Consider the following 20,050-nt stretch of genomic DNA (forward strand, 5'->3'; position numbering starts at 1 on the left):
TCCGCCATCGGCGGCCCATGGCCTCCGGGGTGACAAGGCCACCGTCCGGCCTCCGTCTGGGGGCGCTGCCCCAGACGAACCGAGCGGCTGCGCCGGGGCTCGGCGTCGATCCGCGACGTCGGCTGTTTCCTGCCTGAGCGCGCGGCTACTCGATGTGGGCGACGACGTCGCCCGCACCGACCGCTTGGCCGGATTCGACCTTGACCTCGGTGACGGTGCCCGCCTTCTCGGCCGTGATGTTGTTCTCCATCTTCATGGCCTCCAGCACGCAGATCGGCGCGCCGATCTCGACGGTGTCGCCGGGCTTCACGAGCACTTTCACGATCGTGCCCTGCATCGGCACCGTGACGGTGCCGGCACCGGCCGCCGCACCTGCGCCACCGCTCGCCGCGCTGCGACGCGGTCGGGGCGCCGCGGTGGCACCAGCCCCGCCGGCGACCACCGCGACCGGCTGGTCGGGCACCCACATCGACACCGCGTAGCGCTTGCCGTTGACCTCGACGGCAACGTCTTTGCGGACCTTCGGCGTGTCGTCATCGGCCGTGCTCACTGTCGGAGTGGCGTCGACCCCGGTGAGGTCGAGGACATCTTCGACCCACTTGGTGGAGTGCTTCGCGGCGGCGAAGTCGGGGTGTTCGAGGATGGCCAGATCGGCGGGGATCGTCGTGGCGACGCCGTCGATGCGGAACTCGTGCAGCGCCCGGCGCATCCGCGCGATCGCGGTGTCGCGGTCGAGTCCCCACACGATCAGCTTGCCGATGAGGTTGTCGTAGTACTGGCTGACCTCGTCGCCCGATTCGTAGCCGCCGTCCCAACGGACACCGAAGCCCTGCGGCGGGACCAGCTCGGTGATCGGGCCGGGCGACGGGAGGAACTTCCCGCCGGCTGGGTTCTCGGCGTTGATGCGGACCTCGATGGCGTGGCCGCGGCGCAGCACGTCGTCTTGGCCGAAGCTGAGGGGCTCACCGGCCGCCACGCGCAGCTGCTCGCGCACCAGGTCGATCTGGGTGACGAGCTCGGTGACCGGGTGCTCGACCTGGAGACGGGTGTTCATCTCGAGGAAGTAGAACGCGCCGTCCTGGAACAGGAACTCGACGGTGCCGGCGTTGGTGTAGCCGCACGCCTTGGCCACCTTCACCGCGGCGGCACCCATGGCCTGGCGGACCTCTTCGGGGAACGCGGGGGCGGGCGATTCCTCCACCAGCTTCTGGTGGCGGCGCTGGGCGGAGCAGTCGCGCTCGCCGACCCACACACAGTTCCCGTGGTGGTCGCCGATGATCTGCATCTCGACGTGGCGCGGCCAGGTGAGGTAGCGCTCCACGTAGCACTCGTCGCGCCCGAAGCCCTTCAGCGCCTCGGATTGAGCCGACTCGAGCGCGCCGGCGGCCTCGTCGGCGGAGTTGACGACCCGCATGCCGCGGCCACCACCGCCGAACGCGGCCTTGATCGCAACCGGCCAACCGTGCGTCTCGCCGAACGTCACCACCTCGTCGGCCGACGTGAGGAACTCGGTGATGCCCGGGACGCCCTCGACGCCGGCGGCTTCGGCGGCCTTGCGGCTCGAGACCTTGTCGCCCATCACCTCGATGGCTTCGGGGGGCGGGCCGATGAACACCACGCCCCGCTCGGTGATGGCGCGCGCGAAGTCGGTGTTCTCGGAGAAGAAGCCGTAGCCCGGGTGTACGGCCTCGGCCCCCGAGCGCTCGATGGCGTCGAGGATGGCGTCCGTGTTCAGGTAGCTCTCCGCGGCCGTGGTGCCACCGAGCGCGTACGCCTCGTCGGCCAGGCGCGCATGGAGCGCGTCGCGGTCGAGCTCGGAATAGACCGCCACGGTGGCGATCCCCATCTCCTGGCAGGCGCGGATGACCCGGACAGCGATCTCGCCTCGATTGGCGATCAAGACCTTGGAAAACACGTCATATGGTTACCGGTATGTCGGGGGGTGACGCCAATGCACCCGGCGGGCCCGGTCGATCGTCGGGTGAGCGGCCGGAAGCTTCCGCCCTCCGTGCCGCCGGTGCGCTGCGGGGCACCAAGTTCGGCGACGTGAGGTGGGTTGCGTCAACCGGCTCGACCAATGCCGACGTGCTGGCGCTCGCGCGCCAGGGCGAACCCGAAGGCATCGTGGTCGTGGCCGACCATCAGCGCGCCGGTAGGGGCCGGCGCGGGCGCACGTGGACCGCGCCGCCGGGCGGGTCGCTGTTGTGCTCGGTGTTGTTGCGGCCGCCGGCAGCGGTCGCCGGCCTGGTGACCATGGCCGTCGGGGTCGCCGCGGTGGAGGCGCTCGACGCGTGGGGGGTTCCCGGCGTGCAGCTGAAGTGGCCCAATGACCTGGTCGTGGTCGGCGGCGGCTCCTCGCACGAACGCAAGCTCGCGGGGATCCTCGCCGAGGCGGACTGGCCTGCGGGGTCGGGGGTGGCGGATGGTTGGCGCACGCCCTCGGCGAGCGAACGGGTGGCCCTGGTGGTCGGGATGGGGCTCAACGTGAACTGGCCCGATCCGTCCGGCGGTGGCGAGCCGCCCGAGCTCGCCGAGTTGGCCGAGACCGCCGTTGCGGTCAACCAGCTGACCGGCGAGGAGGTGGTCGACCGCGTGGGGCTGCTCGTGGCCGTGCTGCACCGGCTCGACGTCCGCTACCGCGAGCTGGTGACCGCCGGGTCCGAGCGGCTGCTGGCGGCGTGGCGCGCGCACGCTGCCACGCTCGGCCGGACGGTGCGCATCGAGCTCGGCGCCGACGACGTGGTCGGCACGGCGATCGACGTCACGGGCGAGGGCCACCTCGTGGTCGAGACGGTCGAGGGCGATCGACGGACCATCGCCGTCGGCGATGTCGTCCACCTCCGCCCCGCGTGAGCGAACTTCGGAGCGTCTCGGGGGCCATGACGCCCTCCACTGTCGGAGACGGGTCAGGGATCGAGGTCGTTCGCCTGCAGAGCAGCGAACGCGTCGCGGGCCGCTGCGGTGAGGGGTCCCGGCGCGGCGCGGAGCGCAGCGCCGTCGACGGTGGCGATGGGTTGCACGTCGCGGGTCGACGAGGTGAGGAACGCCTCGTCGGCGTTGCGGAGGTCGTCGAGCGTGAGATCGTCACGCTCGGTGCCGTGCCCGGACTCGAGCACCAGCGCGCGCGTGATGCCGGCGAGGCAACCCGTGGACAGCGACGGCGTGTACAGCGAGCCGTCGACGGCGACGAACACGTTCGAGCCGGTGCCTTCGCACAGTGCGCCGGCCGTGTTGGCGAAGATCGCCTCGGTGCCGCCGGCGGCCTTGGCGGCGGCGAGGGCACGGACGTTCTCCGCGTAGCTGGTGGTCTTGGCGCCGGCCACGGCGGAGTGCTCGTTGCGCCGCCACGGCACGATCGCCACGCCGGTGGTCCGGTCCCACCGCGACCCGGGTCCGCCGAACACGGCGACCGTGGGCCGGTTGCGGCCCCGGCCGGATCCCATCGGCCCGTCCCCGGACGTGACCGTGATGCGGAGCGACCCGACCGGCGCCTCGCGGGAGCCGGACTCGCACACTTTGCGGGCTGCCGCCGCGAGGTCGGCGTCGGGCTCGTCGAGCGCCAAGCCGAGCAGTTCGAGCGACCGGCGCAGGCGCGCCAAGTGGCGCGTGAGGGCGAACGGGACCCCGTCGACGACCTTCAGGGTCTCGAACACGCCGTCACCGACGGTCAGACCGTGGTCGGTGATGGCGACGGTGGCCGCTTCGGGGGCGACCAGCTCGCCGTCGAGCCAGACCTGTCCGGCGAGGACCGGTTGGGGGTGGTCGGCGTCGCCGCCACGGCCAGCAGCCGATGGGCTTTCAGCTCGGTCTCGTTCCATTCGTCCTCCGGAGTCGAGTCGTACGTGATGGCGCCGCCGGTGCCCAGGTGCAGCATGCCGCCCTCGGCCCAGAACGTGCGGATGGCCACGTTGAGGTCTGCCTGCCGGCGGTCGGCGTCGACCCAGCCGACGGTGCCGCAATACGTGCCTCTCGGCAGCGGCTCGAGCGTGTCGATGCGGTCGATCGCCGCCAACTTGGGGGCGCCGGTCACCGACCCCGGCGCGAACGTGGCGGCGAGCACCTGGGGCCACGTCATGGCCCCGCGCAGCTTGCCTTCGACGGTGCTCACGAGGTGTACGAGACCCGGGTGCGACTCCACCGCCAGCAGCGACGGGACGCGCACCGAGCCGTACTCGCACACCCGGCCCAGGTCGTTGCGGACCAGGTCGACGATCATCACGTTCTCGGCGCGGTCCTTCGCAGTGAGCCCGGACGGGTCGACGGCCGTGCCCTTGATCGGCGATGACCAGATCCGGTCGCCGTCGCGGGTGAGGAACCGCTCGGGCGACGCCGACGCCACCGCCACGCCGTGTTCGGGGAGCACGACCGTCGCGGCGTGAGGCGCGGGGTGCCGGTCGGCGAGCTCGCGTCCGAGCGACGCGACCGCGCTCGCCCATGGATGCTCGAGCGGCGCGGACAGCCGACGGGTGAGGTTGACCTGGTAGACGTCGCCGGCCGCGATGGCGTCGCGGATCGCCCGAACCCCGTCACCGAATGACTGGCGGTCGAGGCTCGAGGTCCACGAGTGGGGGTCGATCCCCCGCCAGGGGTCGGGAGCGAGCCTGGCCCACGTTGCCGACCACGTGGCCGGGGTGAGCGGCGTCCAGGTCTCGAAGCGTGCGCACACGGCGCGGCCCTCGAAATCGATGACCACGACCCATCGCCCGTGGTGGTCCAGCGCGGCGAGATCGTCGGTCACGTCCACCAGGCCCGTCGCGACGAGCGGCGCCGTGGGCGCCGCCGCGCGGTCGGTGTGGTCGCCGGTGGGCCGCTGGCCGCCAGCCGGTCGGGCGCCGAAGATCGCGAACGCCGGGCAGGGGGATCCAGCCATCCGCGCAGCGTAGGCGTCGATCTCGTCAGGGTGGCCGGGTGCGGGTGGCGTGGCGGACGCCCCCCGGTGTGCGCCCGCGTACGATCGGCGCGATGTCGTTGGAGTTCACCGAGGAGCAGGACGCGCTCCGCAACGTCGTGCGCGACTTCGCCGCAGCCGAGATGGCACCGCACGCCGAGCAGTGGGACCGCGACCATTTCTTCCCCGTCGACACGGTCCGTGCGATGGGCGAGCTGGGCTTGTTCGGGTTGCCGTTCCCCGAGGAGTACGGAGGCGGTGGCGCGGACCTCACCACGTTGTGCATCGCCATCGAGGAGCTCGGCCGGGTCGACCAGTCGATGGCCATCACGCTGGAGGCCGGCGTCGGGCTCGGCGCCAACCCGATCTTCCGGTTCGGGAGCGAAGCGCAACGCCAGGAGTGGTTGCCCGATCTGTGCGCGGGGCGTGCGATCGGCGGCTTCGGCCTCACCGAACCGGAGGCGGGCAGCGATGCCGGGGGCACGCGCACCCGAGCCGTGTTCGACGCCGCGGCGGGGGAGTGGGTCGTCAACGGCGAGAAGGCGTTCATCACCAACTCGGGCACGGCGATGACGTCGCTGGTCACCGTCACCGCTCGGACGGACCCGCCGGACAACCCGTCATCGAAACCGGAGATCTCGGCGATCATCGTCCCGGCCGGCGCAGCGGGGTTCACGGTCGCTCCGCCGTACCGGAAGATGGGCTGGCACGCGTCGGACACCCACGGCCTGCATTTCGATGACTGCCGGGTGCCAGAGGCGAACTTGCTGGGCGATCGGGGTCGCGGGTTCGCCCAGTTCCTCGCCATCCTCGACGAAGGCCGCGTCGCCATCGCCGCCCTCGCGGTCGGCGTGATCCAGTGCTGTCTCGACGAGTCGGTGGCGTACGCCAAGCAACGCAACGCGTTCGGTCAGCCGATCGGCCGCAACCAAGCGGTGGCGTTCAAGTGCGCCGACCTCCAAGTCATGGTCGATGCGGCCCGCCACCTCACGTACCACGCGGCCCGGCTGCGCGATCAGGGCAAGCCGTACAAGCGCGAGGCGGCGGTCGCCAAGCTGTACGCGACCGAAGCTGCCGTCACCGCCACCCGCGAAGCCACCCAAGTGTTCGGCGGCTACGGGTTCATGGACGAGACGCTGGTCGCCCGCCAGTACCGCGACGCCAAGATCCTCGAGATCGGCGAGGGCACGAGCGAAGTCCAGCGCTTGGTGATCAGCCGCGATCTCGGCCTCCCCGTCGCCTGACTCCCGTGTAACCGCAACGGGTATCGCAGCTCCTCGCAGCTCGACGATCGAGAAGATCGGTTGTAGGTGCATGAACCCGACCGCTGCTGTGAGCACCTGACCACCTGGGAGGTGGTTGCGTGCTCACAGCAGGGAGGGTTGGACGGCGATGGCGGGTGAGGGTGGGGGTGCACCGAAGGGCGGGCGGGGCGGCAGTAGCGTGGCACGGGTGACCGCACCGGCCTCGGCGCGCCGCTCCTGGCCGCAGCGCCTGCTCATCACGTTCAACCTCACGGTGATCGTCGGCGCGCTCGTGTGCGCAGCCGGGCTCGGCTACCTCAACATGAAGCTCGGCAAGTTGCAGCGGGTGGCCGTGGGCGACGTCCTCACCGACCCCGGTGGCGGCCCGAGCACTCCGCAGAACTACTTGCTCGTCGGCACCGATTCGGACGCCGGCCTGAGCTCGTCCGACCCGGCGGTGCAAGGCCGCGGCGACGTCACGGGCCAGCGCTCCGACACGATGATGTTGCTGCACATCGACCCCAAGTCGTCGCAGGCCCTCCTGCTGTCGGTGCCGCGTGACTTGTGGGTCAAGATCCCGGGCACCAACGGGAAGCAGAAGATCAACGCGGCCATCGAGATCGGCGGCCCGAAGCTGCTGATCCAGACGATCGAGCAGACGCTGAACGTGCCGATCAACCACTACGTCGAGATCAACTTCCAGGGGTTCAAGGACCTCGTCTCCGCGGTGGGTGGCGTGCCGATCTACTTCAACGTGCCGGTGCGGGACGCCGAGTGGTGTTACCGCGGCGAGCGGGGGTGCGGGTCCGACGGCACCATCCGCCACTCGATCCTCGACGTCGAGAACCCCGGCTGCGTCACGCTCAACCCCGACGAAGCGCTGGCATATGCCCGCTCCCGGTACTTCCAGTACAAGGTCAACGGCCGCTGGAAGGCCGACGAGAACGGCGACCTCGGGCGCATCAGCCGCCAGCAGGACTTCGTGCGCACGGCCCTCAAGCGGGCCCTGACCCAGGCCGTCCACGACCCGCTGAAGCTCAACTCGCTCATCAACTCCGGCATCAAGGCGGTCACTGTCGACGACAAGCTGACGACCGGCGACATCTTCGCCCTCGGCCGCAAGTTCCGGACTTTCGACGCCAACCGCCTGCGCACCATCGAGCTGCCCGTGGTCGGTGCAGGCGACAACTCGAGCGTGCTGGTCGACGCGACCAGGGCCCCGGCGATCCTCGCCATGTTCCAGAACCAGTCCTCGGGCTCGTCGAGCGGTTCGCTGGCGCCGGCCGACGTCAAAGTGCAGGTGCTCAACGGGTCCGGGCAGTCCGGCCAAGCCGGCACGATCACCCGCGGCTTGTCATCGGTCGGGTTCGCCACCGGCACGGCGGGTGACGCCGCAGGCCAAGGCGGGTCCGTGACGACGATCCGCTACGGGTCAGGGGGGCAAGCAGCTGCGCAGCTCGTGGCCAGCTACCTGAACGGACCCGTCCAGTACGAGTTGAGCACCGTGGTCGGCAACAACTCCGTCGTCGTCGTCACGAGCTCGACCTTGCAGGGAACGAGGACATCGCCCGGCTCCGCGCCCCAGGTCCCGGCGCCCACGACGACCACCACCACGACCGTGCCGGGCGCCACCACTTCCTCGACGCCGTCGACCATCGGTTTCGTGCCGAACCAGCCACCGCCCGGCGTGACGTGCGGCTGACCGGTCCGCGGTCGGGGAGCGGGTCGGTGCGCGCTTCGATGTGCGCCTGACGCCGGGCGGATCGGCCAGACTGGTGGCCATGTCCTGCGACCGGTGCCGCCTGTGAAGGGCCTGGTGCTCGCCGGCGGTGCCGGCACCCGCCTCCGCCCGATCACCCACACGGGTGCCAAGCAGCTGGTTCCCGTCGCGAACAAGCCGATCCTGTTCTACGGGCTCGAAGACCTCGCCGCGGCGGGCGTCCGCGAGGTGGGTGTCATCGTCGGCGACACGGCGGACGAGATCCGGGCGGCCGTGGGCGACGGATCAGCGTTCGGCCTCGACGTCACGTACCTCCCGCAGGACGCGCCGCGGGGGCTGGCCCACTGCGTGCTGATCGCCCGCGACTACCTGGGCGACGACGACTTCGTGATGTACCTCGGCGACAACCTCCTGCGCGGCGGGGTCGCCGCGTGCGTCACGGCGTTCGAGGCCGAGCGTCAGGCGGCCCGCAACCCGCGCCTCGGCGACCACGACTCGCGGCCGCCGGCGGCGCAGGTGCTGCTCGCCCGGGTGCCGGATCCGCAGCGGTTCGGTGTCGCCGTCCTCGATGACCGCGGTGAGGTCGTGGGGCTCGTCGAAAAGCCTGAGGTGCCGCCATCGGACCTCGCGCTCGTCGGCGTCTACCTGTTCGATGTGCACATCCACGAAGCCGTGCGGGCGATCAAGCCGTCGGCACGGGGTGAGCTCGAGATCACCGAGGCCATCCAATGGCTGATCGACGCCGGCCTTCGCGTCACCCACCAGGTACTCGAGGGTTGGTGGAAGGACACCGGCAAGCTCGAACCGCTGCTCGAAGGCAACCGGCTGGTGCTGGAGAGCATCGAGTCGTGGTCGGCGGGCTCGGTCGACGACGCCTCCACCGTGGAAGGCCGGGTGCAGATCGGCGAAGGCGCCGAGATCAAGAACTCGGTGGTGCGGGGCCCGGCGGTGATCGGCGCCAACACGAGAGTGGTCGACAGCTACGTCGGCCCGTTCACGTCGATCGACCACGATTGTGAGATCGTGGGGTCCGAGATCGAGCACTCCATCGTGCTGGCCGACTGCCGGATCAGCGGCGTGTCCCGCCTCGCCGACTCGCTCGTCGGTCGTGCAGTGACGATCACGTCGTCCGATCGCCGACCGTCGGCCACGCGCTTGATGCTGGGCGACCACTCCCGAGTCGACCTACCGCGTTGAGGGACTGATGTCGATGGCGTCTGTGACCGAGAGCGACCTGATCGCGGGGGTGTACGTGGTGACCCCCCGGGTGTTCGCCGACCCGCGGGGATGCTTCGTGGAGACGTACCGCCGCGAGTGGATCCCGTCGGGGCGCGAGATGGTGCAGGCCAACCGCGGCGACCGCTGCCAAGGGACCGTCGTCGGGTTGCACTACCACCTGCACCAGGCCGACTACTGGAACGTGCCGACGGGCGTCGCGAGAGTGGTGCTGCACGACCTGCGCGATCAGTCGCCCACCGACGGCGCCACCCAGGTGATCGACCTCGGTTCGCCGCCCGGCACCGCGGCTGCCGAGCACGACCACCGCGGCGTGTTCATCCCGCCCGGTGTGGCCCACGGCTTCGCTGCCCTCACCGACATGACGATCACGTACCTGGTCGACGGCTACTACAACCCGGCCGACGAGCTCGGCGTGGCGTGGGACGATCCCGAGATCGGCGCCGACTGGGGCGTGGCCGAACCGATCCTGTCCGAGCGTGACCAGGCCAACCCGCGTCGGGTCGACCTCCCAGAGGGCCGACGGCCCTACCAGGGGCTGCGGACGTGACCCGCCTGCTGGTCACCGGCGGCGCCGGGTTCATCGGCTCGAACTTCGTGCGGTACTGGACCGGGCACCACCCTGACGACGACGTCGTGGCGCTCGACGCGCTGACGTACGCCGGATGCCGCGAGTCGCTGGCCGATCTCGAGCCCCGCGTCGGGTTCGTGCACGCCGACATCGGCGACCTCGACGCTATGCAACAAGCGCTGCGCGAGCACCGCATCGACGTGGTGGTGAACTTCGCCGCCGAGTCCCACAACAGCTTGGCCGTGCTCGACCCCGGCCGCTTCTTCCGCACCAACGCGCTGGGCACCCAGACGGCGCTGGAAGCAGCCCGCCGCGTGGGCGTGGCGCGCTTCCACCACATCTCCACCTGCGAGGTGTACGGCGACTTGGCGCTCGACGCGGACGAAGCGTTCACCGAGGAGTCGCCGTACCGGCCGCGCACCCCGTACAACGCCTCGAAGGCGGCCGGTGACCACGCGGTGCGGGCGTACTTCGAGACGTACGGCCTGCCGATCTCGATCACCAACTGCGCGAACAACTACGGCCCGTACCAGTTCCCGGAGAAGGTCATCCCGCTGTTCACCACGCGGGCGATCGACGATCACGACCTGCCCTTGTACGAGTCCACCGCCAACCGGCGCGAGTGGATCCACGCGCTCGACCACTGCACGGCGATCGACGCGGTGCTCGCCCGGGGCAAGGTCGGCGAGACGTACCACGTCGGCACCGGGGTCGAGCGGTCTATCGCCCAGATCGCCGACGCCGTGCTCGACGCGCTCGGCAAGCCCGAGTCCCTCAAGAAGATCGTGCCGGACCGCCCCGGACACGACCGGCGGTACCGGCTCGACAGCTCCAAGATCCGTCGAGAGCTGGGGTGGGAGCCGGCCGTCTCGTTCGAGCAGGGCCTGGTCGACACCGTGCAGTGGTACGTGGATCACCGCGCCTGGTGGGAGCCGTTGTTGGGCCGCGCGCCGGTGGTGGAGGACGCGTGGGAGCCGGCGACCGGCCCCGAGCAGTGAGCCGTCCACCCACACCGAACCGCCGCGAGGTCGCCTTGGTCACCGGCGCCGGTGGCCAAGTCGGCCACGAGCTCCAACGGGTGCTGGCGGGCCGCGGTTGGGAGGCGGTGGCCGCCGACCACGCCAGCCTCGACCTCGTATCGCGCGACGAGGTCCGCGCCCTGGTGCACACGGTGCGACCGACGGTGGTCTTCAACGCCGCTGCGTACACCAAGGTGGATGACTGCGAGACCAGCGCGGCGCAAGCCTTCGCCGTCAACGCCCTCGGGGTCCGACACGTCGCGGAGGCGTGCCACGAAACCGGCGCCCACTTGGTGCACTTCTCCACCGATTACGTGTTCGACGGCACCAAGACCGGGCCGTACGTGGAGTGGGACAGCACGAACCCGTTGTCGGTCTACGGCCGGTCGAAGCTGGCGGGCGAAGTCGAGGCGATGGCGATGGGGCTCGGCGCGACGGTGGTCCGCACGTCTTGGGTGTGCGGACAGGTCGGGCACAACATCGTGCGCACACTGGTCGCCATGGCCGCCGCGCTTGCGGAAGATCCGCAGCGGGTGCTCTCGTTCGTGGTCGACCAGCACGGCTGCCCGACGATGGCCGGCGATCTCGCGGAGACGGCGATCGGCCTCGGCATCGACCGGCGCCCCGGTCTGTTCCACGTCACCAACCAGGGCCCGACCACCTGGCACGGCTTCGCCTCCGAAGTCGTCCGCCTCCTCGGCGAGGACCCGGCGCGGGTCCGGCCGGTCACCACCGACGAGCTGGATCCGCCACGGCCCGCGCCGCGGCCAGCGAACTCGGTGCTCGAGCCCGCCGCCCTGCGCGCGTCGGGACTGCCGCTGCCCCCACCGTGGATCGAACGGCTGCCCGCGCTCGTGACCGCCATCCGGGAGAGCTGAGCGCGGCCGATGCTCACTGCAGGTGAACGGGTGTCCACGTGGATGGCACCATGGTCGATCGTGCAGCCGGGCGGGCTGGCCCTGTCGCGCGGACAGGAGCGCTCTGCGCGGTTGTCGAACCATTCCGGGCTGGCGCAAGGGTCTGCCCGCACTCGAGTCGAGAGGTCTTTCGGATGAGCAGCCAGATCGCGGTGCTGGGCGCCGGCTACGTCGGACTCACGACGGCGGCCTGCTTGGCCCATCTGGAGCACTCGGTCGTGTGTGCGGACATCAACGCGGAGCGGGTGGGCCGGTTGTCGGAGGGCGACGTGCCGATCCTGGAGCAGGGGCTCGACGAGCTCGTCGCCGAGGGGCTCCAGTCGGGGATGCTGCGCTTCACCACCGATGTTCCCGCTGCGGTGGCGGACGCCGAGTTCGTCTACTTGGCCGTGCCCACCCCCCAAGGCCTCGACGGGTCGGCCGACCTCAGCTACATCGAAGCCGCCGCGCGCCAGATCTCACCCCATCTGCGGTCCGAAGCCGTGGTCATCAACAAGTCGACGGTGCCCGTCGGGTCCACCAACGTGGTCGGACAGGTGCTCGGCCGCGGCGACGTGTTCGTCGTCTCGAACCCCGAGTTCCTCCGCGAAGGCTCGGCCGTCAACGACTTCCTCCACCCTGACCGCGTCGTCATCGGCTGTGACGACCAGGGGGCCGCCATCCGTGTCGCCTCGCTCTACATGGGTCTCACCGCGCCGATCATGGTCACCGACCCTGCCTCGGCCGAGCTGATCAAGTACGCGTCGAACGCGTTCTTGGCCTCGAAGGTCTCGTTCGTCAACGCCATCGCGGCCGTGTGCGAAGGCGTCGGCGCCGACGTCAACGACGTCGTGCTCGGCATGGGCTACGACAAGCGCATCGGCCACGAGTTCCTGCGCCCCGGCCCCGGCTGGGGCGGAAGTTGCTTCGTCGGTGCCGAGACCGTGTTGGTCCGCCGCGGTGATCACGTCCGGTTGATGCGTTACGACGAGCTCTTTGCCGAAGTGGAGCGGGTTGGGCTCGCCGGCTTCGAGGCGCTTTCCTGGCAGTCGGGCGATCCCACGCCCGAGTTCATGCCGGTCGCTGCGTTGACCTCGCGTCCGTACGTCGGTGACGTGGTCGATGTGCACACGGAGATGGGACGCCGGATCACGGTCACTGCCGATCACCCGTTCGTCTGCGGCGATGGAATCGACGCTGACGAAGTGTCCGTCAAGGTGGCTTCGGACCTTTCTGAGGTCGACTGGCTCCCCGTGGCACAGCACGCCCCGCTGCCATCCGCAGAGGCCGGGCCTGCCGACGTGGAGCGGATCTTGGCGGCGTTCTCCGACGATGGGCTGCGACCCGGGCGCGACGCGTACGGGAAACGGCTGCCCGACGACGTGTGGCGGTTGGGCGACGAGCACAAGCAGGCCGTGCTGCGGGCGCTGTGGGACGGTGACGGCTCCTGGTCCCGGGTCGACCGATCCGCCAGTGCCGTCCTCGAATACGAGACGGTGTCGCGCGAGCTCGCCGACGGCATGGTGCGTCTCCTCGGCGACCTGGGCGTGGTCGCTCGCCTGACGGTCGGGCAGACCGCGATGTCGACGGTCGACATGTACCGGCTCACCATCAGCGGCGCCGACCAAGTGGCCGATGCGTGCTGGTTGCTGCCCCAGGAGGAGCAGGCCAGGATCCGTGCGCACTCGCTGCGGTTCACGGAGCGAAACGCGCCGAACGGGTACCGGCGCCTGTCGAAGAACGCGGCGTGGGTTCGGGTCGCCGCTGCGGAGCGCCGACACTTTGAGGGCACGGTGTACTCGCTGGAAGTGCCCGTCACCCACACGGTGGTCGCCACCCACGGGCTGGTGGTCCACAACTGCTTTCCGAAAGACACGCGGGCGTTGGTCCACATCGCGGAGGAGGGCGGGTACGACTTCGACTTGCTGCGCGGTGTGATCGCGGTGAACGAAGAGCAGTTCGTGCGGGTGGTCGACAAGGTGCTCGAGCAGGCGGGCGGGTCGGTCGAGGGCCTGCCGATAGCGGTCTGGGGCATCACGTTCAAAGCTCGCACCGACGACACCCGTGACTCGCCGGCGGTCGCGATCATGCGTCGCCTGGCTTCGCGGGGGGCCCGCATCCGGGCGTACGACCCGGCGATCCACGGACCGGTGCCCGAGCTGCCCGAGGTCGAGGTGGCCGACGACCCGTACGCGGCGTGCGAAGGGGCGCAAGTGCTGGTCGTGCTCACCGAGTGGGATCAGTTCCGGTGGCTCGACTTCGACAAGGTCGCGGAGCTGATGGCGGAGCGGCGGGTGGTCGACACCCGCAACGTGCTCGACCGCCAGGGCTTGCACCGCCGCGGCTTCGCGTACGCGGCGATCGGCCGCAACTGATGGCCAGGGTCGTCGTCACCGGCGGCGCCGGCTTCCTCGGATCGCACCTCTGCGACCGACTCCTCGATCGGGGCGACCAGGTCGTCTGCATCGACAACTTGATCACTGGCTCGCTCGCCAACATCGACCGGCTCTTCGGCCGTCGCGGTTTCACGTTCGTGGAGCACGACGTGAGCATGTACGTGTGGGTGCCGGGGCCCGTCGACGTGGTGATGCATTTCGCCAGTCCGGCCTCGCCGGCCGACTTCGAGCGCATCCCGATCCAGATCCTGAAGGTCGGCAGCCTCGGCACGCACAACGCGCTGGGTCTCGCCAAGGCGAAGGGCGCCCGCTTCTTCTTGGCGTCCACCAGCGAGGTCTACGGCGACCCTCAGGTGCACCCGCAGCCCGAGTCGTACTGGGGTCACGTCAACCCGATCGGCCCCCGCGGCGTGTACGACGAAGCCAAGCGGTTCGCCGAAGCGATGACGATGGCGTACCACCGCGCGCACGGCCTCGACGTCCGCATCGTGCGCATCTTCAACACGTTCGGCCCTCGGATGCGGCTCGACGACGGGCGGGTGGTGTCGAACTTCATCGTCCAGGCGTTGCAGGGCAAGCCGCTCACGGTCTACGGGGACGGGAACCAGACCCGGAGCTTCTGTTTCGTCGACGACGAGGTCCGCGGGTTCCTCGACCTGTTGGATTCTTCGCTGATCGGCCCCACCAACATCGGCAACCCGCGTGAGTACACGGTGCTCGAGTTGGCCGAGAAGGTGGTGCAGCTCACCGAGTCGTCGTCAGAGATCGTGTTCGAGCCGTTGCCGGTCGACGACCCGGTTCGCCGCCAGCCCGACATCTCTCGGGCGATCGAGCAGCTCGGCTGGCAGCCCGAGGTCGAGCTGGAACCCGGCCTCACCAAGACCATCGAGTACTTCCGGGGCGTGCTCGACGCGTGACCCTCAGCCCGCGGGCTGCCCCGTCGGCGGGTTCAGTGGTCGCGCGACTCGGCGGCCGCCCGGTTGGCGAGGTACCACTCGACGGTGCGGCGCAGTCCGTCGTCGAAGGGCGTGCTGGCTGGTCGGCGGGTTCAGTGGTCGCGCGACTCGGCGGCTGCCCGGTTGGCGAGGTACCACTCGACGGTGCGGCGCAGTCCGTCGTCGAAGGGCGTGCTGGCCGTGAAGCCGAACAGCTCGTGCGCCCGGCTGGCGTCGACCCGGCGGCGGGGTTGCCCGTCGGGTTTCGTCGTGTCCCACCGGATCTCGCCGGTGAACCCGGTGGCCGCGACGACCCGCTCGACGAGATCCTTGATCGGCATCTCCTGGTTGGCGCCCAAGTTCACGGGCTCGGCGCCGTCGTAGCGCTCCGCGGCGAGGGCGATGCCTTCCGCGGCGTCGTCCACGTAGAGGAACTCGCGGCTGGCCGACCCGGTGCCCCACACTTCGATGTGGTCAGCGCCCCGCTCGCGGGCCTCGACGCACTTCTTGATCAGCGCCGGCATCACGTGCGACACGGCCGCGTGGAACTTGTCGCCAGGGCCGTACAAGTTGGTGGGCATCAAGTAGATGCCGTTTTGGCCGTACTGCGCACGGTTGGCCTGCAGCTGCACCAGCTGCGCGAGCTTGGCGATCCCGTACGGCGCGTTCGTCTCCTCGGGGTAGCCCTGCCACAGCGACGTCTCCTGGAACGGCACCGGCGTGAACTTGGGATACGAGCAGATCGTGCCGACCACCACCGTCTTCGGGGTCTGTCGCCGCCGCGCTTCCTCGATCACGTACGTGCCCATGAGCAAGTTGTCGAGGTAGAGGTCGGAGGGGTGCTGCTGGTTGGCGCCGATGCCGCCGACCCGCGCCGCGAGGTGGATCACGAGGTCGGGCCGGTGCGTCTCGAACATGGCGGCGACCGCGGCGGGGTCGCGCAGGTCGAACTCGGCGCTGCGAGGGGCCACGACCTCGTTGGCGCCCCGGCGACGCAGGCGCTCGAGCAGCGCCCCACCGAGGAAGCCGTGCCCTCCGGTGACGAGGACGCGGTGTTCCGACCAGGTGAACGCCATGGCGCCCGATGCTACCGGAGCCAACCTCGGGCCCCGCGGGCGACGCCGGTCCCCCGCCATCGCCCGTCCCCCCCTCCGAGCTGTGAGCGTTTGGCTACCTGGGAGGTGGCTGGGTGCTCACAGCGGGGGTTGGTGGTGGCCGTCCCCTCCGAGCTGTGAGCGTTTGGCTGCCTGGGTGGTGGCTGGGTGCTCACAGCGGGGGTTGGTGGGTGGGTGCTCCGTGAGGCGACCGGGGTCGCGTGCGAGAATGTGCCGTCATGTCGACCGCCGGACCGACCTCGTCGCGCCCGCCGGGTGACGCCGCGCCGGGTGACGCCGCGGGAGACGCCGCGGGTGACGCAGCGCCGGGAGACGCCGCAGCGGCAACGGTGACAGCGTCGACGGTGACGGCCGGCCGGTCGCTGCGGGTCGCCGTGACCCTCGAGCAGTGCTGGCAGCGCGTGCCCGGCGGCACGGCCACGTCGATCCTCGGGCTGGTCGGCGCGCTGGCTGCCCGCCCCGACGTCGACCTGGTCGGCGTGTCGGCTCGGCACGCGACGTCGCCGTCGCGGGCCTTTCGGCCGCCGGCGACGGTGCCGGTGCACCAGCTCCCCTTGCCAACCCTCGCGCTCTACGAGGGGTGGCACGCCGTGCGGCGGCCGCACGTCGAGCGCGCCACCGGACCGGTCGACGTGGTGCACGGCACCGCCATCGCGGTCCCGCCGACGGCCGCGCCGTTGGTGATGACGGTCCACGATCTGGCTTTCCTTGCCGAGCCCGACCACGCGACCCGCCACGGCAACCGGTTCTTCCGGCGCGGCACCGACCTGGCGCGGCGCCACGCCCACCTGGTGCTGGTGCCGTCGCGTGCCACCAACGACGAGTGCGTCGCCGCAGGGTTCGAGCCGGACCGCCTGCGGGTCGTGCCGTGGGGCGTCGAGGCCGCGCCGGTCAGCGCCGAACAGGTCGACCGGGCCCGCGCCACGTTGGGCCTCGACCGGCCGTTCGTGTTGTTCGTCGGCACGGTCGAGCCGCGCAAGAACCTGGCGGCGGTGATCGACGCCATGCAGACGGTGGCGGGGCGAGGCGTCGACTTGGTGCTCGTGGGACCGGATGGCTGGAACGAGGACCTCGACGGCAAGCTGCGGCGCCTCGACGGAACCGATGTGCGGGTTCATCGGCTCGGGTTCGTCGCACCCTGCGACCTGCCGGTGCTGTACGCCGCCTGCGCGGCCTTCTGCTACCCGAGCCTGCGCGAGGGTTTCGGCATGCCGGTGCTGGAGGCGATGGCCCAGGGCGCCGCGGTCGTCACTTCGCGAGGAACGGCCACGGAGGAAGTGGCCGCAGACGCTGGGGTCGTGGTCGATCCCCGCGACCACGACGCGATCGGCGCGGCGCTGGTGGAGCTCCTCGAGGACCGCGAGCGCGCGGCGGAGCTTGGCGCGCGGGCCCGGACCCGGGCTGCGACGTACACCTGGGCGCGCACGGCCGAGCTCACCGTCGGCGCGTACCGGGAGGCCGCCGGGTGAGCGGGAAGATCCGCGTCGGCGTCAACGCGTTGTGGATGGTGCCCGGGGTGGTCGGTGGCACCGAAGTGGGCACTGTGTCGCTCCTGCACTCGTTCGCGGCCGCGCAGGCCGCCGGGTTCCACGACGACATCGAGGTGGTGCTGTACGGCCTCGCCCGGCTGGCCGCCGCGCACCCTCACCTCCTCGGCCAGTTCGAGCACCACCTGGTCGACCTCGACGGGGCCCAGCGGCCGATGCGAGTCCTGGCCGAGACGCTGTGGCTGCCGATGCGATTGCGCCGCGACCACATCGACGTCGTGCACCATGCCGGCGGTGTCGTGCCGGTCGGCGGCCGTTGGATGGGCGGTGCCCGCGTGGCCCTGACCGTGCACGACGTGCAAGTGCTCGAGCACCCCGCGTACTTCGCGCCGGTGAAGCGCCGGTACCTCCAGTGGATGCTGCCCCGGTCGGTGCGCGCCGCCGACCTCGTCCTCACGCCGACCGAGGCCTCGGGTCGCACGGTGGCCGACCGCCTCGGCGTGCCCGACGAGCGGATGTGGCTGAGTCGGTTCAGCTGGCCGCGGGGGGTTCTCGAATCGCCGAGCGACGCGGAGCGCGCCCGGGTTCGAGCCACGTACCGGCTGCCCGGCCCGTTCTTCGTGTATCCGGCGATCACGTATCCCCACAAGAACCATGCTCTGTTGCTCGACGCCTTCGCCGCGCTGGTCGACCAGGAGGGCGGCGCGGTCGATGCCATCACCGCCCCGCCGGTGCTCGTGCTCACCGGTGCCGCGGCGGGGGAGGAGGACTCGGTCGCCGCCCGCGTCGAGCGGCTCGGGATCGGCGCATCGGTCCGGCGGGTCGGGCGCATCCCCCGGCGTGACCTGGGAGTCCTGCTGGCCGAAGCGACCGCACTAACGTTTCCGTCCCAGTACGAGGGTTTCGGCCTGCCGGCACTCGAAGCGATGATCGCCGGCTGCCCGGTGATCGCGTCCGATGTCGGGGCGGTTGCCGAAGTGGTGGCCGGCGCCGGGATCCTCGTCCCGACCGACGACGCCGAGCCTTGGACCACGGCCATGCGCCGACTCCTCCACGACCCTGCCCTCCGCCAAGACCTGCGCGCCGCGGGCGTGCAGCGGGCCGCCGCGCCCACGTTCTCCGACGAGATCGCGTCGGAGCAGCTCGCTGCTGCGTACCGCCGGGCTGTGGCCGCTCGATGAACCTGCTGATCCTCTGCCCGCATTTCGCCCCTGACCTGGCCCCCACCGGCGAGGTCATGTCGGCGATCGCGGCCGGTCTCGTCGATCGAGGGCACCGGCTGCACTTGGTGACGGCCCTGCCCTGGTACGAGCACCACCGGGTGGAGCCCGAGTGGGAGGGACGCTGGGTCCGCCACGACGACCACCCGTGGGGTCGGGTCACCCGGGTCCACCCGTTCCCCACCGACAAGCGCAACATCCCGGCGCGGGCCGCGGCGTTCGCCGGGTTCACTGCGTTGAGCGAGCTGGTGGCGCTCGCCAGCCGGGCACGCCCCGACGCCGTGTTGGCGATGTCGCCGCCCCTGACGCTCGGCGCGGCCGGGTGGAGCGCGGCGAAGCGCTTCGGCGTGCCGTTCGTGTTCAACATCCAAGACGTCTTTCCCGACGTCGCCGTCGAGCTGGGCGCGATCGTCAACCCGCGGGTCATCGCCACAGCCAGCGCGCTCGAACGGCTCACGTACCAGGGTGCCGACGCCGTCACCGTCTTGTCCGACGATCTCCGCGACAACGTGGTGGCCAAGCTCGCCGGGCGGCGCCGGGGCGACGCCTCGAAAGTCCGGGTGATCCCGAACTTCGTCGACACCGAGCGGATCCGGCCAGGCCCCGCCGAGAACTCCTACCGGCGCGAGTACGGCCTCGAGGCCAAGACGGTGGTGATGTACGCGGGGAACGTCGGCCTGTCGCAGTCGCTCGACATGGTGATCGACGCGGCCGCCGGCTTCGCCGACGATCCGGACGTCGTCTTCGTGATCAACGGCGGTGGTTCGGGTCGCCCCGAGCTCGAACGCCGAGCGGCCGGCATGGCGAACGTGCGCTTCGTCGACATGCAGCCGCGCGAGCGGTTGCCCGAGGTGCTGGCTGCCGCCGACATCCACCTCGTGCCGCTCAAGGCGGGCTTGGCCCGCTCCAGCGTGCCGTCGAAGACGTACTCGATCCTGGCCGCGGGCCGACCGGTCGTGGCCAGTGTCGACCGCGGTACCGAAGTGGCCCGCACCGTCACCGCAGCCGGTGCCGGCATCGCCGTGGCGCCGGACGAGGCCGAGCCGTTCGCCAAGGCCGTGCGCCAACTGGTCCACGACCCTGCCCGGCGCGCCGAGATGGGACAGGCCGGCCGGGCGTTCGTCGAGCGCTGGCTGTCGCCCGCCGCGGTGGCCGCCTCGTACGAGTCGTTGTTCGTGGAGTTGATCGAGGCGCGTCACGCGGCGCCTCGTTCGCGCTGGCCCGCCCCCCGGCCGGGCAAGGGGGTCGGACCCGATGGCCGGGTCACGCTCGCGCCCGGTGGGCGGTCTCGGACGCCTCGTGAGAGCCGGTAGGTTGGCCCGC

The 20,050-nt window shown here is 70.9% G+C and carries 16 protein-coding genes; 12 read left to right on the forward strand and 4 right to left on the reverse strand.

The features are described from left to right. Positions 1 to 145: 145 nt before the first annotated feature. Positions 146 to 1,915, reverse strand: coding sequence for an acetyl-CoA carboxylase biotin carboxylase subunit (locus VHA73_14595; GenBank protein ID HVX19255.1), 1,770 nt, complete (start codon positions 1,913 to 1,915; stop codon positions 146 to 148). Between the two features lie 17 nt (positions 1,916 to 1,932). On the opposite strand from VHA73_14595, the gene VHA73_14600 reads away from it, so the two are divergent. Next, positions 1,933 to 2,853 (forward strand): biotin--[acetyl-CoA-carboxylase] ligase, encoded by a 921-nt coding sequence (locus tag VHA73_14600; protein ID HVX19256.1) that lies wholly within the window; start codon positions 1,933 to 1,935, stop codon positions 2,851 to 2,853. A 53-nt stretch (positions 2,854 to 2,906) separates the two neighbouring features. On the opposite strand, the gene VHA73_14605 is transcribed toward VHA73_14600, so the two are convergent. Continuing rightward, positions 2,907 to 3,653, reverse strand: a complete 747-nt coding sequence (locus VHA73_14605) for an aminotransferase class IV (protein HVX19257.1) — start codon at positions 3,651 to 3,653, stop codon at positions 2,907 to 2,909. A gap of 14 nt (positions 3,654 to 3,667) precedes the next feature. Further along, on the reverse strand, positions 3,668 to 4,870 hold the full coding sequence (locus tag VHA73_14610) for an anthranilate synthase component I family protein (protein ID HVX19258.1): 1,203 nt from the start codon (positions 4,868 to 4,870) through the stop codon (positions 3,668 to 3,670). Positions 4,871 to 4,962: 92 nt separating this feature from the next. Between VHA73_14610 and VHA73_14615 the strand changes: the two genes are divergently transcribed. The 8 genes from VHA73_14615 (at position 4,963) to VHA73_14650 (ending at position 14,887) form a co-directional block, all read left to right on the forward strand. Further along, complete coding sequence (locus tag VHA73_14615; protein HVX19259.1) at positions 4,963 to 6,132, forward strand: acyl-CoA dehydrogenase family protein; 1,170 nt, start codon at positions 4,963 to 4,965, stop codon at positions 6,130 to 6,132. 208 nt (positions 6,133 to 6,340) lie between these two features. Continuing rightward, positions 6,341 to 7,834, forward strand: coding sequence for an LCP family protein (locus VHA73_14620; protein HVX19260.1), 1,494 nt, complete (start codon positions 6,341 to 6,343; stop codon positions 7,832 to 7,834). A gap of 93 nt (positions 7,835 to 7,927) precedes the next feature. Then, positions 7,928 to 9,049 carry a glucose-1-phosphate thymidylyltransferase gene (locus tag VHA73_14625; protein HVX19261.1) on the forward strand — a complete coding sequence of 374 codons (1,122 nt, stop codon included), beginning with the start codon at positions 7,928 to 7,930 and terminating at the stop codon, positions 9,047 to 9,049. Between the two features lie 13 nt (positions 9,050 to 9,062). Beyond that, positions 9,063 to 9,638 (forward strand): dTDP-4-dehydrorhamnose 3,5-epimerase, encoded by a 576-nt coding sequence (gene rfbC, locus VHA73_14630; protein HVX19262.1) that lies wholly within the window; start codon positions 9,063 to 9,065, stop codon positions 9,636 to 9,638. Then, on the forward strand, positions 9,635 to 10,657 hold the full coding sequence (gene rfbB, locus VHA73_14635; protein ID HVX19263.1) for a dTDP-glucose 4,6-dehydratase: 1,023 nt from the start codon (positions 9,635 to 9,637) through the stop codon (positions 10,655 to 10,657). Before rfbC ends, rfbB begins: the two co-directional genes overlap by 4 nt. Next, a complete protein-coding gene (gene rfbD / locus VHA73_14640; protein ID HVX19264.1) occupies positions 10,627 to 11,556 on the forward strand; it encodes a dTDP-4-dehydrorhamnose reductase in 930 nt (309 codons plus the stop codon). Before rfbB ends, rfbD begins: the two co-directional genes overlap by 31 nt. Before the next feature lie 173 nt (positions 11,557 to 11,729). Then, the gene (locus VHA73_14645) at positions 11,730 to 13,949 is read left to right on the forward strand and encodes a nucleotide sugar dehydrogenase (GenBank protein ID HVX19265.1); all 2,220 of its coding nucleotides are present in this window, start codon (positions 11,730 to 11,732) and stop codon (positions 13,947 to 13,949) included. Further along, positions 13,949 to 14,887 (forward strand): UDP-glucuronic acid decarboxylase family protein, encoded by a 939-nt coding sequence (locus VHA73_14650; protein ID HVX19266.1) that lies wholly within the window; start codon positions 13,949 to 13,951, stop codon positions 14,885 to 14,887. The genes VHA73_14645 and VHA73_14650 overlap by 1 nt, the downstream gene beginning before the upstream one ends. A gap of 131 nt (positions 14,888 to 15,018) precedes the next feature. Here VHA73_14650 and VHA73_14655 read toward each other — a convergent pair whose 3' ends face one another. After that, a complete protein-coding gene (locus VHA73_14655) occupies positions 15,019 to 15,981 on the reverse strand; it encodes a GDP-L-fucose synthase (GenBank protein ID HVX19267.1) in 963 nt (320 codons plus the stop codon). A gap of 257 nt (positions 15,982 to 16,238) precedes the next feature. Here VHA73_14655 and VHA73_14660 point away from each other — a divergent pair, with 257 nt between their 5' ends. Genes VHA73_14660 through VHA73_14670 form a run of 3 tightly spaced genes read left to right on the forward strand, consistent with a single transcriptional unit; the run spans position 16,239 to position 20,040 of the window. After that, the gene (locus VHA73_14660; protein ID HVX19268.1) at positions 16,239 to 17,489 is read left to right on the forward strand and encodes a glycosyltransferase family 1 protein; all 1,251 of its coding nucleotides are present in this window, start codon (positions 16,239 to 16,241) and stop codon (positions 17,487 to 17,489) included. Next, the gene (locus VHA73_14665) at positions 17,486 to 18,688 is read left to right on the forward strand and encodes a glycosyltransferase family 1 protein (protein ID HVX19269.1); all 1,203 of its coding nucleotides are present in this window, start codon (positions 17,486 to 17,488) and stop codon (positions 18,686 to 18,688) included. The genes VHA73_14660 and VHA73_14665 overlap by 4 nt, the downstream gene beginning before the upstream one ends. Continuing rightward, positions 18,685 to 20,040 carry a glycosyltransferase family 4 protein gene (locus VHA73_14670; GenBank protein HVX19270.1) on the forward strand — a complete coding sequence of 452 codons (1,356 nt, stop codon included), beginning with the start codon at positions 18,685 to 18,687 and terminating at the stop codon, positions 20,038 to 20,040. The genes VHA73_14665 and VHA73_14670 overlap by 4 nt, the downstream gene beginning before the upstream one ends. Positions 20,041 to 20,050 lie beyond the last annotated feature (10 nt).

The organism is Acidimicrobiales bacterium (assembly GCA_035547835.1).
Classification (GTDB): Bacteria; Actinomycetota; Acidimicrobiia; order Acidimicrobiales; family Iamiaceae; genus DASZTW01.